The organism is Pseudomonadota bacterium (genome assembly GCA_026390555.1).
Lineage (GTDB): Bacteria > Bdellovibrionota_C > UBA2361 > UBA2361 > OMII01 > OMII01.
Genome location: JAPLFS010000030.1, coordinates 1 through 14,979, shown reverse-complemented (window position 1 = coordinate 14,979; position 14,979 = coordinate 1). Strand labels below are relative to the sequence as shown.

Annotated in this window: 11 protein-coding genes and 1 tRNA gene; 7 read left to right on the top strand and 5 right to left on the bottom strand. The window is 50.9% G+C overall.

What is annotated here, in order from left to right:
* Positions 1-142 precede the first annotated feature (142 nt).
* From NTV65_03460 to NTV65_03450, 3 genes are read left to right on the top strand one after another with little or no spacing between them, the layout of a single operon-like run.
* A complete protein-coding gene (locus NTV65_03460; GenBank protein MCX6114261.1) occupies positions 143-2,083 on the top strand; it encodes a serine protein kinase in 1,941 nt (646 codons plus the stop codon).
* Positions 2,084-2,111: 28 nt separating this feature from the next.
* Entirely contained in the window at positions 2,112-3,344 is a 1,233-nt protein-coding gene (locus tag NTV65_03455; protein MCX6114260.1) for a DUF444 family protein, read from the top strand.
* A gap of 6 nt (positions 3,345-3,350) precedes the next feature.
* Positions 3,351-4,808, top strand: a complete 1,458-nt coding sequence (locus NTV65_03450; protein ID MCX6114259.1) for a SpoVR family protein — start codon at positions 3,351-3,353, stop codon at positions 4,806-4,808.
* Positions 4,809-5,292: 484 nt separating this feature from the next.
* On the opposite strand, the gene NTV65_03445 is transcribed toward NTV65_03450, so the two are convergent.
* The 3 genes from NTV65_03445 to NTV65_03435 form a co-directional block, all read right to left on the bottom strand.
* Positions 5,293-6,072, bottom strand: a complete 780-nt coding sequence (locus NTV65_03445) for a carbon-nitrogen family hydrolase (GenBank protein MCX6114258.1) — start codon at positions 6,070-6,072, stop codon at positions 5,293-5,295.
* A 255-nt stretch (positions 6,073-6,327) separates the two neighbouring features.
* Positions 6,328-7,533 (bottom strand): AMIN domain-containing protein, encoded by a 1,206-nt coding sequence (locus tag NTV65_03440; GenBank protein MCX6114257.1) that lies wholly within the window; start codon positions 7,531-7,533, stop codon positions 6,328-6,330.
* A gap of 102 nt (positions 7,534-7,635) precedes the next feature.
* Positions 7,636-8,397, bottom strand: coding sequence for a hypothetical protein (locus NTV65_03435; GenBank protein ID MCX6114256.1), 762 nt, complete (start codon positions 8,395-8,397; stop codon positions 7,636-7,638).
* 171 nt (positions 8,398-8,568) lie between these two features.
* Here NTV65_03435 and NTV65_03430 point away from each other — a divergent pair, with 171 nt between their 5' ends.
* Positions 8,569-10,158 carry a YifB family Mg chelatase-like AAA ATPase gene (locus NTV65_03430; protein ID MCX6114255.1) on the top strand — a complete coding sequence of 530 codons (1,590 nt, stop codon included), beginning with the start codon at positions 8,569-8,571 and terminating at the stop codon, positions 10,156-10,158.
* Here NTV65_03430 and NTV65_03425 read toward each other — a convergent pair.
* Positions 10,150-10,722: a hypothetical protein gene (locus tag NTV65_03425; protein ID MCX6114254.1), complete on the bottom strand. Its 573-nt coding sequence runs from the start codon at positions 10,720-10,722 to the stop codon at positions 10,150-10,152. The genes NTV65_03430 and NTV65_03425 overlap by 9 nt on opposite strands.
* Positions 10,723-10,870: 148 nt before the next feature.
* On the opposite strand from NTV65_03425, the gene NTV65_03420 reads away from it, so the two are divergent.
* The 3 genes from NTV65_03420 (at position 10,871) to rocD (ending at position 13,588) form a co-directional block, all read left to right on the top strand.
* Positions 10,871-10,945: transfer RNA gene (locus NTV65_03420), tRNA-Pro, on the top strand.
* 29 nt (positions 10,946-10,974) lie between these two features.
* Complete coding sequence (asnS, locus tag NTV65_03415) at positions 10,975-12,372, top strand: asparagine--tRNA ligase (GenBank protein MCX6114253.1); 1,398 nt, start codon at positions 10,975-10,977, stop codon at positions 12,370-12,372.
* 19 nt (positions 12,373-12,391) lie between these two features.
* On the top strand, positions 12,392-13,588 hold the full coding sequence (rocD, locus tag NTV65_03410; GenBank protein MCX6114252.1) for an ornithine--oxo-acid transaminase: 1,197 nt from the start codon (positions 12,392-12,394) through the stop codon (positions 13,586-13,588).
* A gap of 11 nt (positions 13,589-13,599) precedes the next feature.
* Here rocD and NTV65_03405 read toward each other — a convergent pair whose 3' ends face one another.
* Entirely contained in the window at positions 13,600-14,706 is a 1,107-nt protein-coding gene (locus NTV65_03405; GenBank protein MCX6114251.1) for a saccharopine dehydrogenase NADP-binding domain-containing protein, read from the bottom strand.
* Positions 14,707-14,979 lie beyond the last annotated feature (273 nt).

Below are 14,979 nucleotides of genomic sequence, written 5' to 3'. Positions count from 1 at the left end.
ATTAGGGTCTTTGGGCATCAAAACAAGAGGCACAAAGCTATCTTAGGTGGTCGGATACCCCCAGGTTATTCCGATTGTCGGTTAAGGCGCAGATCGATTACCCTAGAGCTAAGGCGTCTCAAGAATTTGAGGAGAAGGTTCAATGAGCAGCGATAACAATAATGACTTTCAAAAACTTATTCAGGAAGATCGAGAGATTCGCAAAAAATCAGCATGGAAGGGAAACATGCTCGAGTATCTTGAGCAGGTACGCGAGAGCCCGACGGGTCATAAACTCTCTCACAAACGACTCTATGACATGATCTCTGAGCAGGGCATGGTCGAGGTCGATCTCGAACAGAACCCCCGTCTCAAGCGCATATTTAAGGGCGAGAAACTCAAAGTATTTAATTTCTTTGCCGACGAATTTTTCGGCATGGAGAAGACAATTAACCAAATCGTGCGTTACTTTCACTCCGCCTCTCTTAAGGGAGAGGAGAGTCGTCAGGTGCTTTATCTAGTTGGGCCGGTGGGCTCAGGAAAGAGCTCCCTTGTTGAGAGGATCAAAAAGGGGTTAGAGCAGCTTGAGCCGATCTTTGCGATTGAGGGGTGCCCGATGTACGAGGAGCCGCTGCATCTAGTACCGCGGCATCTACGCAAGGAGTTCTCAAAGATGCTCGGTGTTGAGATCGAGGGCGACCTCTGTCCAGTTTGTCGTTACCGACTGAAAGAAGATTTCCAGGGCAAATGGGAGGATGTTCCCGTTAAAACGTTTGAGCTCAGTATCCGCGCAAAACGGGGCATCGGGGTTGTTCCTCCGGTAGATCCCAATAACCAGGATACCAGCGTGCTTATTGGCGGCGAGGATATTTCAAAACTCGATCTATATTCAGAGGGCGACCCACGTGTTCTAGACCTATCGGGAGCTTTGAACGTCGGTAATCGCGGCATGGTTGAGTTTATCGAGGTATTTAAGAACGAGACCGAGTACCTGCATGCGATGATTACGGCCACACAGGAGAAGTCAATTCCAGCACCAGGGCGGCACGGCATGATCTATGTCGATACCTGCATCCTAGCGCATTCAAACGAGGCCGAGTGGAAGAAGTTTAAAAGCGACCACACTAATGAAGCTATCCTTGACCGTATTGTAACCGTGAAGGTTCCGTACAATTTGCGGCTCTCTGAAGAGGTCAAGATCTACAAGAAAATTATTCGCCAATCTCAGTTTACTGCTGACATAGCGCCGCATACGATTGAGCTCGTCTCTATGTTTGCGATCCTCTCCAGGTTAGAGCCAACTAACAAATGCGATCTTATGACGAAGCTCAAGCTCTACAACGGAGAAGAGGTCGTTGAGAAGGGTAAGACTAAGAAGATCGATGTCATTGAGTTACGTGAGGAAGCAAAGAGCGAGGGCATGAACGGTATCTCAACCCGATTTATTATGAAGGCGCTCGATAACGCGCTCTCTGATAATATGGAGATCAACGCGATTCATCCCATCTCGGTACGAGAGTCCCTCGTTCAAATGGTAAAAGAGGGCGACTTCGCGGACGATGTTAAGAAGCGCTATCTCGAATTCCTGCAGGATACCCTGCACAAAGAGTATCTTGAGGTGCTTGAAAAAGAGATTACCAAGGCCTTTGTTTACTCCTATCAGGAGCAGGCAGAGTCGCTCTTTCAGAACTACCTCGATCACGCCGAGTCTTATGTAACTAAGAAGAAGTTTAAAGACCGCAGTACCGGCGAGGTGCTTGAGCCCGATGAAGGCTTTATGAAGTCGATTGAGGAGCAGATAGCCATTATCGGTACGGCGTGTGATGGATTCCGACAGGAGGTGATCGCCTTCCTGTGGTCTGCTGGGCGTCGTAACGAGAAGGTATGCTACGAGAGCTACGAGCCTCTGAAGGAGGCGATTGAGAAGAAGCTTATGGCGAGCGTTCGAGATGTTTCTCGAATCATCACCAAAGCTCGCACCCGTGATGATGAGCAGTACAAGAAATATGGCCGCATGGTTGAGCAACTTATGAAGAATGGATATCCAGCAAGCTGCGTGGATATCATTTTGAAGTACGCTGCTAACAACCTCTGGAAAGATTAGCAAGGCATAGAGAGGACTCGCATAGCTGATGTCCACGATCTTTAGATCTTACACGCCAACATCTCAGCGCTCTGACAGGAGCGCGCGCGATCGCCTCAGGCATCGCCAGAAGATTAAGGACTCTATTCGCGATAATATCGGCGATATTCTCGCTGAAGAGTCGATTATTGGCCGCGATAGAGACAAGATCATCAAGGTGCCGATCCGCTCCATAAAGGAGTATCGCTTTATATATGGCGATAACTCTCCTGGAGCAGCTCAGGGAGATGGCAATCAGAAGCCTGGTGATGTGGTCGATTCTGGACAGGAGGGGCAGGGACCAGGGCAGGGCGCCGGTAGTCAGGCTGGTGTCGACGCGTTTGAAACCGATATCACCCTAGAGGAGCTAATCGCTATTATGTTCGACGATCTTGAGCTGCCAGAGCTTGAGAAGAAATCCCTTAAAGAGATCATCTCAGATGATGCTCGTAAGCGCAAAGGGCACAGAAAAGCAGGAATCAAACCACGCCTCGACAAACGCGCCACGGCTCGTAACCGGGTGCGGCGATTGCGCGCCATTAAGGGCAGTCGCGAAATCGATATGGAGGATGAGGAGCAGCGCTTTCCATTCCATAAGGACGATATGAGCTACTTCCATATCGCGCCAACTAGTAAAGAGACCTCAAACGCGGTGGTGTTCTGTATCATGGATACATCGGGCTCGATGGGGACCGTAAAGAAGTACCTAGCGAGAAGTTTCTATTTTCTTCTGTTTCAATTCGTACGGCAGAAATACACGAATGTAGAGGTCGTATTTATCGCGCACCATACTGAAGCCAAGGAGGTTACCGAGGGGGACTTCTTCCATAAGGTAGAATCTGGAGGAACCTATATCTCCTCTGGCTATCGTAAGGCTCTTGATATTATCAACGATAGGTATCACCCCTCGCTATGGAACATCTATGCGTTTCACTGCTCGGATGGTGATAACTTCTACTCAGATAACGAGCGTGCGCTGCAAGCAGCAGAGGAGCTTTGTAAGGTCTGTAACCTCTTCGGGTATGGAGAGATTAAGCCCTCTGGAAGCGCTTATTACAGCGGCAGCATGCTGGAGGTGTTTGGTCAGATTAAGGCACCGAACTTTCACATGATAACAATTGAGAAGAAAGAGGACCTCTGGGAGGGCTTTAGGAGCTTTCTTATGAAGGACAGGGCCAGCGGCGTTTCGGCGCACGGTAAGGTCTTTGGTGAAAGTGAAGGCGCCGCATCGGCTGCACCGTAGGAGCTTATGTCATTTAACGTAGAAGAGCTTGCAGAGTGGGATGAGAAAATTAAGGCGCTTGTAGAGCGTTTTGGGCTGCGTTGCTATCCGCAGGAGTTCGAGATCTGCGATCACAATGAGATGCTTGGATACATGGCGTATACCGGCATGCCGTCGCACTATCCACATTGGTCGTACGGTAAATCTTACGAGCGACAAAAGACCATGTATGACTACGGAGTGTCGGGTCTTCCCTACGAGATGGTGATCAACTCTAATCCCTGTCTAGCGTATCTGATGCGGGATAATACCTTACTGCTGCAGGTTCTCACTATTGCGCACGTCTATGGGCATAACGATTTTTTCGCCAATAACTTTACATTTACATCCGGCACAGAGGCGCACCACGTGCTTGAGACCTTTAAGAATCAGGCCAGGCGCATTAGCGGCTATATGGAGGATCCCTCAATTGGAGTTGAGCAGGTTGAGGCTGTTCTCGATCATGCGCATGCTGTTTGCTATCAACGATCGCGTAATCTTGCAATTCAGCAGCTTTCAGAGGAGGAGCAGCGCACGGCGGCCTGGGAGCGTGCGCAGCGCACCCCCGATCCTTGGCGAGAGATTCATACACCACAACAGTATATCGCGCCGGATCTTTCCAAAACTCCGATAGAACCCCAGGAGAATTTACTGCAGTTTATCGCTAAGTATAATCCCTACCTGAGTGAGTGGAAGAAAGACATCCTTCAGATTGTAGATAATCAGACCCGCTACTTCATGCCCCAGATGGAGACAAAGATCATGAATGAGGGCTGGGCCAGCTATTGGCATCATAAGCTCTTAAACGAACTTAAGTTGCCGCAGGGTATGCATCTTGAGTTTCTTGTGCGCCATAATCAGGTGCTACGCCCACATCCTGGCGGGCTCAATCCATACCATTTAGGGTTTGTACTGTGGCATGAAATTGAGCGGCGCTGGAATGCAGGGGAAACCGGGCGCGAGTGGGATGATAGCGCGCCTCCCGTAAAAACAGAGGGCCAGGATGAGAACGATACCCCAGGCAGACGAAAGATCTTTGAGGTTCGTGAGGCGGATCGTGATCAATCCTTCCTCAGGCGCTTTCTTACACGCGATATTATGGAGGAGCTTAACCTCTTTCAGCATGAGCGCCGTGGCAAGGAGCGGATCGTAACGAAGGTTGCTGATGAGGGGAGTTGGAAGGATATGCGCGAGACCCTTATTAAGAGTGTGGGCACCGGATCTATTCCATGTATTAAGGTGGAGGATGCAGATTTCGGTAAGAACAGAATCCTGTACCTTAAGCACTACCACGACAGTCGAGATCTACAACTAGAGTACGCGGAGCAAACCCTGCGGCATGTGGCCAAGTTATGGGAGAAGGACGTCGTGCTTGAAACAAGTATTAACGGCAAAGGATCACTCCTTAAGCTCGTTGGCGAGTCGCTAAAGATTGAGCGGATATAGCGCAGCTACAGAGTATTCTCCATAAAATATGGGGCTAGAATAGAGCCTAGAATCTTGTGCCGTAAGGGGCTTGGATGAGGGGCCAAAGAAACGGGTTCCTCACCTATAAGTGTGGGTACATTAGATGGAAAACCCCTGCGCGGGAACGTGAACCGCTTCCCGTTACCTGCTCCCGCTCCGATACCGGTTAACCCTTAAAAACCAGCTTTGACAGCATGGCCGTCAAGCTGCTCAAAAAACTCGTAGGAGTTTTGGTTCCTCACCGATAAGTGTGGGTACATTAGTTGGAAAACCCCTGCGCGGGAAGCGGTTCACGTTCCGGCGTAGGGATTCAGCATCCATTATCTTACATTCTTCGACCGGCTTTTCTTCCAACTGCCGCCCATAGTTATGCCATCATCCAGTAGCTTCCCACCCACACTTATTGGATGAGGAACCCCTTTCCATGAAAGGGGGGTAGGGTGAGTGGTTTTTGTGGTAACCATTACGACAACTTTTCATATAGATCTGAACGTCGATCTCGGAGCACAGGAAATCTCTCTCTCAACGATAAGAGCTGATTTAGATCTAGCTCGTGTACGATTGCGGATTGAGCTGAGGAGAGCTCTGTAAGAGCGCTACCATCGGGAGCAAAGAGCACCGAATCACCGCTATACTGAAGTCCATTACCCTCACCAACACGATTAACGCCGGCAACGAATGCTTGATTTTCGATGGCGCGCGCCTTTAGGAGCGTAAGCCAATGTTCGCGCCGCGCTGCGGGCCAATTAGCCACAACGATATATAGGTCAGTTTTTGAGGCGAGTTGGTGGAATGGAACGGGGAAGCGCAGATCGTAGCAGATAAAGATTGAGCAACGTAGGTTACCGATCTCTACCGAAAGGGTTTGATCTCCGGGGGAGTATCTGGGGCTTTCATCTCCGTAGGAGAAGAGGTGCATCTTGCGGTAGCTTTCAAACGAACCATCTGGTCGATAGAGATAAGCGGTGTTGAAAAGCGCGCCCTCTGCGCTAACCTCTGGAAGTGAGCCGACCGTAAAGACAGCATGTTCTTTAGCAGTTGAGAGTAGAAAGGAGCGGCCGCTTGCGGCGCTAGCCTGAGCCAGTTCGCCCTCTGGAAGTGAGAACCCACAGGTAAACATCTCTGGAAAGATGAGGAGCTCCGCCCCTTGACTGACCGCTTGAATTGCTAGTTCAGTACATGCCCCTACATTCTTAGCAGGATCATTCCAGGCGATATCAGTTTGGATCAGTGCAATCTTCATGTAACTATTCACCCCAGTATCAACTTGTCGAGAGTTAAAAGGATTCGATCTTGCGATCGGCCCTAAGGACACCACCTTTCTTGACGTTCCCTGATCGGGGACGCTTATTTTAGGGGTGAATAGTTATTGTTTTCACCCCAGTTTGCTCCGCAAACTCGCCCCTTGATAGGGACTAACGTACACGTATCTGATTGGATGAATAGTTACGATACCCTTTAGAACAAAGGGAGGCTACCCTTTACGAGCATCGATACGCTATACGCCGGGGGGCTGCACCCAGATTTCATCACCCCGTACAAGGGTTGTAATTGAGGTGCCCTCCTCAACGCTAACGGTAATTTCAACCGAGTCCGACACCTCCTCAGTTACAACCATAATAAACCCGACAAAATCTGCGGGTGGAAATTGCGGCAAAACTAGATCCTCGTTGGCAAGCTTGCTGGTTGGAATAACTATCTTATAGGTCATGCCATCGACCTTACTGATCTGTGCTTTGGCCTTGTCTGAATTAAGGGAGATCTTAAGTACCGGGGTTTTGTTCGGCTCCATGTACTCGAAGCGGTAGCCGATTATCTTTATGGCTGCAGCTGGAGCTTGCGGAGCAGCGGCGTTTTTCTCTATTGCAGCAAGGTTAGAAGCGGCAGCTTTACTATCTACCACAGGCTTCGCGCCGCCTAGATCCAGAGCTTGCTCCTTAATTGGCTCAGGTAGCACCTCTTTTTCAAGTACGACCTCATCCTGTTTTGGAGCAGTTAGTTCAGAGACTTTTTTATCTGACGCAGGCGTCTCAATAGTAGCTATCTGCTCGGTTAAACCAAGTGTTTCTGATGGAGCGCTAGCGACATCAGCCCCCGCAGGGAGTTGCGGTAAAACTGCTAAGCTATCTAGAGCTCCGGAGTCTTTGGCGGGTAGGGCCTCAGATTGTTCGATTTGAGATAAGGCTTGAACTAATGGTGCAATAGGAGCAGGCACTGACTCAGCTGCCTCCTCTAGCATGCGCAGGATCACCTGACGCTTGCCTGCCTTCCAGTCATACTTTGGAGCCTCGGCCCGCAGTAGATCGACTACTATTCGTAACTTGCCCGGGTGCGATCCGAGTCGTACCTGCTTAACGATCCCGTTAGTAGGGGCCAAAAATGTCTCGCTTTTTCTTACGCTAGCACCATCCAGATCGAGCACGATCCTGGGCGGGCTAGGGAGCATAAAGGCATCTATCTTAACATCCTTGGGAAGTACGACCTTAAGAACGACGTAGGTACCATCATCGGCCCGTTCGCGATCGAGGATAATGCTGACACGATCTTTGGAGGAGAGGGTTGTTGCACCTGTAAGTTGGCGCTCAGCCTGAGCGGAGTTGATAAGTACAATAAAACTTAGGGGCGCAATTGTGCAGAGCAGCACAGCTGCGGTGGTTCGTACAAAAGAGCTTGTTCTCTTAAATAAATCGCTGAATAATTTCATAAATAGAATACGCCTAAGAATTGGCAAATTATAGCCTGAAGTTAGGATGTCTAAAAAGGCTTCTTAGTAACGGTATAGGGCATCTTTTTTATGGAAACGCCGTTACGCTAGCGCCGCGCTAAGACCAAGAGGTGCTGTTTTCCGTTGGTGTGTAAGCCCCTTCGCATCTACGGTTTTTTTATGCTTTGCAATAAAACCGTGTGCCCGTCTCTCACACGCCAGCAACGCAGATGGATGGGGGCCTGTAAGGTGCCATTTAGAGATCTTGCCTGGGTGCCCCTCGATCTCAATGATAAGTCGCCTAGTACCCCCTTCAGAGAGATCGAAGCCCTCGGCTGAGATCGTAAAGTTATTGAGGATCGAATGTGATAGTTCAAGGATAGCTCCGCTAGGGCTCTCTGAGGCGATCACCATAGTGTCCGGAAAGAGAGAAACCCAGACCGGTACTGGGCTAGGGCTCTCAAGGGTTGCATCTAGAGGGCCCTCAATAGTCTCGGCTGAGCTCACCGGTTCAAGCTCACCCCGCAAGATAATGCTCAGATCGAGATCTCTGGCCTGTGCAAATGAAGCATAGATTCGAGCGGTCGAGCGAGCTGTAATGTACTCAAGCATCGAGCGTGGTTTAAGGATGTGCCAGGCCTTTGCCGTTGCGATCTGGAATACAAATGGAAGCAGCAGAAAGCTGCCGAAAAAGACCCATGGCACGCGTAGACCAAGGGCAGCGCTGCCCGTCATAATAAGTAGTAAAAGGGAGGCCTGGATCCCCCTGGCCTGGGCAGAGGCCAGCACCTCAAGCCGCTCCTCAGGGGGAATTCTCTGCCAGATCTCACTAATGGAATCGTTACTTTCTATCTCAGATGCCATGCAACTCGTGGAAAATATTGCCGCAATAAGGCTCTAACTAACTAATACAGAGCCCCGGTTGGGGGTGTCCCGTAAAGGTAGCACAAGCCGTACCGTAGCTATTCTCATGTTAGGGACTGTGTTTGTTTCTCGTGGCGCAACAACTTAGACAATACTTCGAATAGAGAGGATATGTTCGCTAGTGCACATTCAAGTTGTATCGTAGGTCTAGACGCCGTTCCGGTTGAGGTGGAGGTTCACGTTAGAGATGGGGCTCCTCCCAGATTCACTATCCTTGGGCTTGGAGGGGCGGCTGTGAGGGAATCCCGAGAGCGTATCCTTACGGCGCTTGAACACGCCGGCTTCAATCCCCCCGGAATTATTCTGGTAAACCTCGCCCCAGCAGAGATTAAGAAGGAGAGCGCGGCGTTCGATCTTCCAATTGCATTGGCGTTGGCGAGGGCGTTCGGAGCCCTTCCACAAGGGGCTTTAGAAAATGTTGCTATAGTTGGGGAGCTCTCCCTTACTGGAGAGGTCAAGAGGAGTCCGGGTGTAACGGCGCACGCGCTTGCGGCGGTTCAGTCGGGAATTTCTTGTATTATTGTGCCTGAAGAAAATAGTGGAGAGGCGGCGGTTGTAGGTGGGATTAAGGTTATTGGGGTACGATCTCTGGCGCAGGCAATCCGAATCCTTAAGGGGGATGAAGAGCCATGCTATAAGGTGCGTGCGCCCTTTGAGGCTCAGGTTGCAGTAAAAACCCTAGATGATGTGCTTGGGCAGGGCGCGGCGAAACGAGCTCTGGCGATCGCGGCAGCGGGAAACCACAACCTCCTTATGATTGGACCCCCAGGGTGTGGCAAGAGTATGTTGGCCGAGCGACTCTCGTCGCTTCTCCCGCCCCTGAATCCGAACGAGCTGCTGGAGGTGCTTAGAATTCATAGCATCGCTGGACAGGCCACGGCGCCGGTGCTCTCTGGCCTGCGCCCCTTTCGCTCGCCACACTATATTATAAGCGATGCGGGCTTGATCGGTGGGGGAGGTATGCCACGGCCTGGGGAGGTTAGCTTGGCGCACCGTGGAGTGCTCTTCCTAGATGAGTTTCCTGAGTTTAAGCGTAGCACGGTTGAGGCGATGCGTTCCCCTCTTGAAACGGGGTGGGTCCAGGTGGCGCGCGCCAAAGCGTCTATTAATTATCCAGCCCGATTTCAGCTAATAGCCGCGATGAATCCCTGTCCATGCGGACGGTTCGGTACAAAGGCTGGGGGGTGCCGGTGCTCGCATCGCGCTATCCGGGATTATTTAGCTAAGCTATCGCAGCCCATTTTGGACCGAATTGATCTGCACGTAGAGCTTGAAGCGGTTGATGTTGACGATCTTGTCTGGACAGATGCGAGACAGATGCGCAGCCAAGCGATCGCACCAGCAGCGGTATTTGCTGCTCGCGATAGGCAGATAGCACGCAATGGGGTCCTTAACAGCGAGGTGCACGATGCGACGCTGCGTACGCAGACAAGGATAACTCAAGGGGCACGAGCGCTCCTAGGTGAGGCGATGAAGCGTTTGGGAATGAGTGCACGTGGTTACACCCGCGTGTTGCGGGTTGCTATTACCATAGCAGATCTGATCGAGCAGGATGAGTTAAATGAGGAGATAGTGGCTGAGGCGGTCTCTTATCGCTCCCTAGATAGACTGAGCAATATCATTCATGAGGGTGGCGCATTTGTGCGCTCGCATGATCAGCCGGTCGGACGTTCACAAGAGCCGGTCCGAGGGTTACGGTAGGGGAGAGACTGCGACTGAACGAAGAGCTAGTTGATGCTCCTTTATCTCTCTTGATAAAGGATCTTGAGGACTGACCGGCTCAAGAACGGTGACTATATCACGACCGATATGTTTAACGTATCCGCCCCGTGGGCCGATCTTAGTGCCCTCTCTAATCATAAATCCGAGTCCAGAGCTATTCTCGACCGACGCCGCACTCACCCCCTCAATATCTTTTATGATCGCAACGAGTCGTAGCTCTGAGAGTTCAAGGCGCTCAAGGGCAGGCAGTGTGGAGGTGTTCTGGTTTAATGATCGATAACGATTTGGCTGGAAGGGATCGCGCAGCTCCTTCGTATTTTGTGGCTGGATGGGCGGTCGCAGGGGTGGTCGGGGAGGCTTGACTGCGGCGTGCTCGATCTCGGGGGCCTGTTTCTCGCTGTTCACGGCTTTTTTTAGCTCTGATCGCTTGCCCGGAGCTCTTTTTTGTACCGCGGTTATCGGCGGCTCAGGCTGTTGTAAGAGGTAGCCAATCAACAGGATGGCGAAGCAGGTTAGGGTGATGCCCAGGCTTTTTGGTGTCATGGTGCTTTTGCAGGCTGATAATGAACGTAATAGATTGGTGTGATAATCGAAGTTCAGCCCAGGATGTTTCGTAAACCCCCTAAATACCACAATAGTAACTTGATTCTAAACGTAAGAGCATATAATCTAATCTAATGGAAAGACGTATCGGGGTGTAGCTCAGCCCGGCTAGAGCACTAGTTTTGGGAACTAGGGGTCGCAAGTTCGAATCTTGTCACCCCGATTCTTTTTTCCATATTGTCAGGATTCTATATGGCAAGGTTAATAGCTGTTCGAGAGATCCTTGAGGATCGTATCCCAGTGGGCGCGCTGGAGTTAGGTGGCTGGATAAAGACCCACCGCCAGTCGAAGAGGGTCTCGTTTATAGAGCTGTCTGACGGCACCTCTGTTGGAAACTTGCAGCTCGTTATAGATCCGAACCTCGCTGGATACCAGGAGGTTGCTGCCAAGCTCTCGACCGGAGCTTCAATTCGTGTTTCAGGGCAGTTAATACTCTCTCCAGCCAAGGGCCAGAAGTACGAGTTCCAGGTCGAATCCCTGCAGTTAATCGGCGAGTCTGACCCAGAGCAATTTCCACTACAAAAAAAGCAGCACTCCCTTGAATTTCTGCGCGAGGTGCTGCACCTCCGTCCACGCACAGCTACTATAGGTGCGGTGCTGCGCGTTAGGTCTGCGGCAGCCTTTGCAGTTCATAAATTCTTTCAGGAGCGCGGATTCTTTTACATTAACGCCCCTATTATCAGCACTGCGGATTGCGAAGGGGCGGGCGAGATGTTTCGCGTTACAACGCTCGATCCAAGCGCTCCTCCGATATTAAACGGCAAGGTTGATTACGCACAGGATTTCTTTAAAGAGCCAGCGAGCCTGACCGTATCGGGACAACTTGAGGGTGAGGTGTGCGCGACCGGCCTCTCAAGGATCTATACATTTGGACCGACCTTTCGCGCTGAAAATTCAAATACAACGCGCCACCTCGCTGAGTTCTGGATGATTGAGCCTGAGATGGCTTTCTATGAGCTAGAGGACAACATGGCGCTTGCACAGGAGTTCGTGCAGAGCGTGATTCAACAGACGCTAGCAACGTGCTCAAGTGAGATCGAGTTTCTGGCGAGCCAGGAGTGGGTGCAACCTGGACACATTGAAAATCTTCAGACTGTATCGGAATCAAAATTTGCTATAATTGACTATACCGAAGCTATATCTATTCTTCAGGGCAGTGGCAAGGTTTTTGAGTATCCAGTTTCGTGGGGCATAGACCTGCAGTCTGAGCACGAGCGTTTCCTAACAGACGAGCATGTGCGGGGGCCAGTTATAGTTGCGAACTATCCCAAGGATATAAAGGCCTTCTACATGCGCCTCAATCAGGATGAAAAAACCGTGCGTGCCATGGATGTGCTTGTACCGCGGCTAGGAGAGATCATTGGAGGCTCGCAGAGGGAGGAGCGACACGATGTGTTGCTGCACAAGATACGTGCTATGGGGCTCGATGAGGCATCGTATTGGTGGTACCTAGATCTAAGAAAATTCGGAACGGTGCCACACTCTGGTTTCGGATTGGGTTTTGAACGACTCCTAATGTACATCACCGGGATGCAGAATGTCCGTGATGTAATTCCGTTCCCACGTTATCCAGGATTTGCGAAGTTTTAAATAAGCAGTAACGATTGCTATGTATTACAAAGAGCTAATTGAGATGACTGAAACCTACTCGGCGCAGAACTATGCCCCGATTGAGGTAGTGATAAGATCCGGTAATGGGGCCTGGGTTGAGGATGTTGATGGTAAGCGTTACATCGATCTATTAAGTGCCTATAGCGCAATTAACTTTGGGCACTGTAATGCGCGCATTACAAAGGTGGCGCATCAACAGCTTGATACACTAACCCTTGTCAGCCGCGCCTTTTATGCCGAGCCAGTAGCCCATCTCTGTAAGGAGTTGGCGCAGCTGTGCGGCATGGATAAGGTGCTCCTCATGAACTCAGGAGCGGAGGCTGTCGAGACCGCTGTTAAAGCTGTGCGTAAGTGGGGCTACGAGGTAAAGGGCATACAAGAGAACCATGCCGAGATAGTTGTGTTTAAAAATAACTTTCACGGACGAACGACAACCATAGTTGGTTTTAGCTCCTCTGTTGATAGCCAGCGTGGGTTTGGGCCATTCGCCGGGGGGTTTAAGATCCTCGAGTACGGCAATGCGAGTGCCGTTGAGGAGGCCATAAACGAGAACACGGCGGGAGTTATCTTTGAGCCGATCCTTGGAGAGGGGGGCATTATTATTCCGCCAGACGGGTTTATTCGACAGCTTCGAGAGATCTGTACCCGTAAAAACGTCCTGATGGTAGCAGATGAGATTCAAACTGGACTATGCCGTACCGGTAAGGTTTTTGCGTGTGAGCACGAAGAGGTTCATCCGGACATCTACATCCTCGGCAAGTCGCTTGGAGGGGGAATTATCCCGATCTCCTGCATCGCAGCCAACCGCAACATTATGCAGGTCTTTACCCCTGGAACTCACGGCAGCACCTTTGGTGGGAATCCGTTTGCCTGCGCGATAGCTCGCGAGGTTATTGCGATTATAAATGAAGAGAAGCCGCACGAGCATGCAGCAGAGCAGGGTGCTTATTTTATCGAGCGACTCAAAGCTATAAACTCCCGCACTATAAAAGAGGTGCGAGGACGTGGACTAATGATCGGCATCGATATCAATCCAGCAGACGGTACTGCGAAGGATTTTTGTAAGAAGCTTAAGTACGAAGGGGTGCTTTGCAAGGATACCCGCACACAGACCATTAGATTTGCTCCGCCCCTTGTAATCTCACGCCAAGATCTTGATTTTGCGCTGGACAAGATTGCCAGGGTGTTGGGATAGGGGGTAGTTGTTTAGGAGATCCCCTGTAAAGCTTTATCGTCGCGGAAGATCTTTCCGAATTCATTATTAAGAAAATCTGTTAGGGAGATATCTTCGGCTTTGATTAGGCCAGTTCTTCCTTTAAAGCGCCCCTCCAGTAAGAGATCTATTACACCACAGATGCCAGCAGCGGTGGTCGCTTGGATCGCGCCGAAGTGTCGTCCGGCGATGCTCTGGTTGTAGACGGTGCTGGCATAGGTCTTCTGGCGGAATCGACCACCATCCATGCCGGTTGCCTCTACTAGGATCATACACTTGTCCTGAGTGGTGGTTGAAAGGCTTCGTTCCAGAATTTTTTTCAAAGTGTCGCGGTCGTCATGAAATCTCAGATCCTCTAGGAGAAACGCCATCAGATCTCGGTGTCCAGGATAGCGAATGGTTTTATAGTTAAGCTCGCGCACCTTCCCGTTTAAGGTTTGGCAGAGGGTGCCAAGCCCCCCTGATGTGTGAAAGGTCTCGTACTCATCTCCATCGAGTGAGAAGTGTTCGTATCCCTCAAGGGGCGGAACCATGAGCATCTTTCCATCCTGAATTACCTCGCATGGATTGCAGTACTCGTTAATAAGTCCGTCGGTTGACCAGGTCAGGTTGTATTTAAGGCGATTGGTTGGATAGATCGGAAGCGCTCCGACCCGCATCTTCAGGGTGTCGAGGGTATCGAAGAGCTTAGCGAGGTGCGCAGCAGCAATACTGATAAAACCGGGTGCTATTCCACATTGTGGGATAAAGCATGAGTTGGAATTAGTCGATAACTTGGCGATAAAGTGCGAGGCATCAACGTCCTCGGTCAGGTCGGCGTAATGAATACCGAGATCGGCAGCGGCCTGTGCAACCGTTTTATTGCAGGAGAATGGAAGCGCGCTGATTACAAGAGAGCACCCACTAAGAAGCTGCTTTAGAGCTGCTGGATCTGAGAGCTGTAGTTGATGCGCTTCGCAGGCACCCCAGCCCTTGGCAACCAATTGCGCGCGCGCAAGGCTGCCGTCGCACACCCTGATGGTATAACGGCCTGACGAGCCGAGAAGAGCCGAGATGGCCTCTCCGATCTTTCCTGCTCCAAAGAGTGCGACGGTGTGCATGCTGCTAGTTCCAAACAGAAGGGGCCAAAAGTTGACCTCCCCTTACTATAGATTCCTCTCGCAGGCATTTCGCTGCGCATTGCGGATGATCAACTGGCTATAAATAGAACGCCGGTGTAGCTCGGGCGATGGGAGCCATAAAGGTGCGCTTACGGTAATGACACTCAATAGCCCCTAAGGGGCCGATTTGCGGAGCCCGTCCAGCAGCGCAAGCTGCTGGCGCAGCAATGCGGTGGGGGTGATAACAACCCCTCAGGGGTCGATTTGCGGAGC

Excerpts from the sequence above, each read along its gene's own strand:
- NTV65_03405 (MCX6114251.1), bottom strand. The coding sequence starts at position 14,706 with ATGCACACCGTCGCACTCTTTGGAGCAGGAAAGATCGGAGAGGCCATC.
- NTV65_03460 (MCX6114261.1), top strand. The coding sequence starts at position 143 with ATGAGCAGCGATAACAATAATGACTTTCAAAAACTTATTCAGGAAGAT.
- NTV65_03430 (MCX6114255.1), top strand. The coding sequence starts at position 8,569 with ATGTTCGCTAGTGCACATTCAAGTTGTATCGTAGGTCTAGACGCCGTT.
- rocD (MCX6114252.1), top strand. The coding sequence starts at position 12,392 with ATGTATTACAAAGAGCTAATTGAGATGACTGAAACCTACTCGGCGCAG.
- NTV65_03455 (MCX6114260.1), top strand. The coding sequence starts at position 2,112 with ATGTCCACGATCTTTAGATCTTACACGCCAACATCTCAGCGCTCTGAC.
- asnS (MCX6114253.1), top strand. The coding sequence starts at position 10,975 with ATGGCAAGGTTAATAGCTGTTCGAGAGATCCTTGAGGATCGTATCCCA.
- NTV65_03445 (MCX6114258.1), bottom strand. The coding sequence starts at position 6,072 with ATGAAGATTGCACTGATCCAAACTGATATCGCCTGGAATGATCCTGCT.
- NTV65_03425 (MCX6114254.1), bottom strand. The coding sequence starts at position 10,722 with ATGACACCAAAAAGCCTGGGCATCACCCTAACCTGCTTCGCCATCCTG.
- NTV65_03435 (MCX6114256.1), bottom strand. The coding sequence starts at position 8,397 with ATGGCATCTGAGATAGAAAGTAACGATTCCATTAGTGAGATCTGGCAG.
- NTV65_03450 (MCX6114259.1), top strand. The coding sequence starts at position 3,351 with ATGTCATTTAACGTAGAAGAGCTTGCAGAGTGGGATGAGAAAATTAAG.
- NTV65_03440 (MCX6114257.1), bottom strand. The coding sequence starts at position 7,533 with ATGAAATTATTCAGCGATTTATTTAAGAGAACAAGCTCTTTTGTACGA.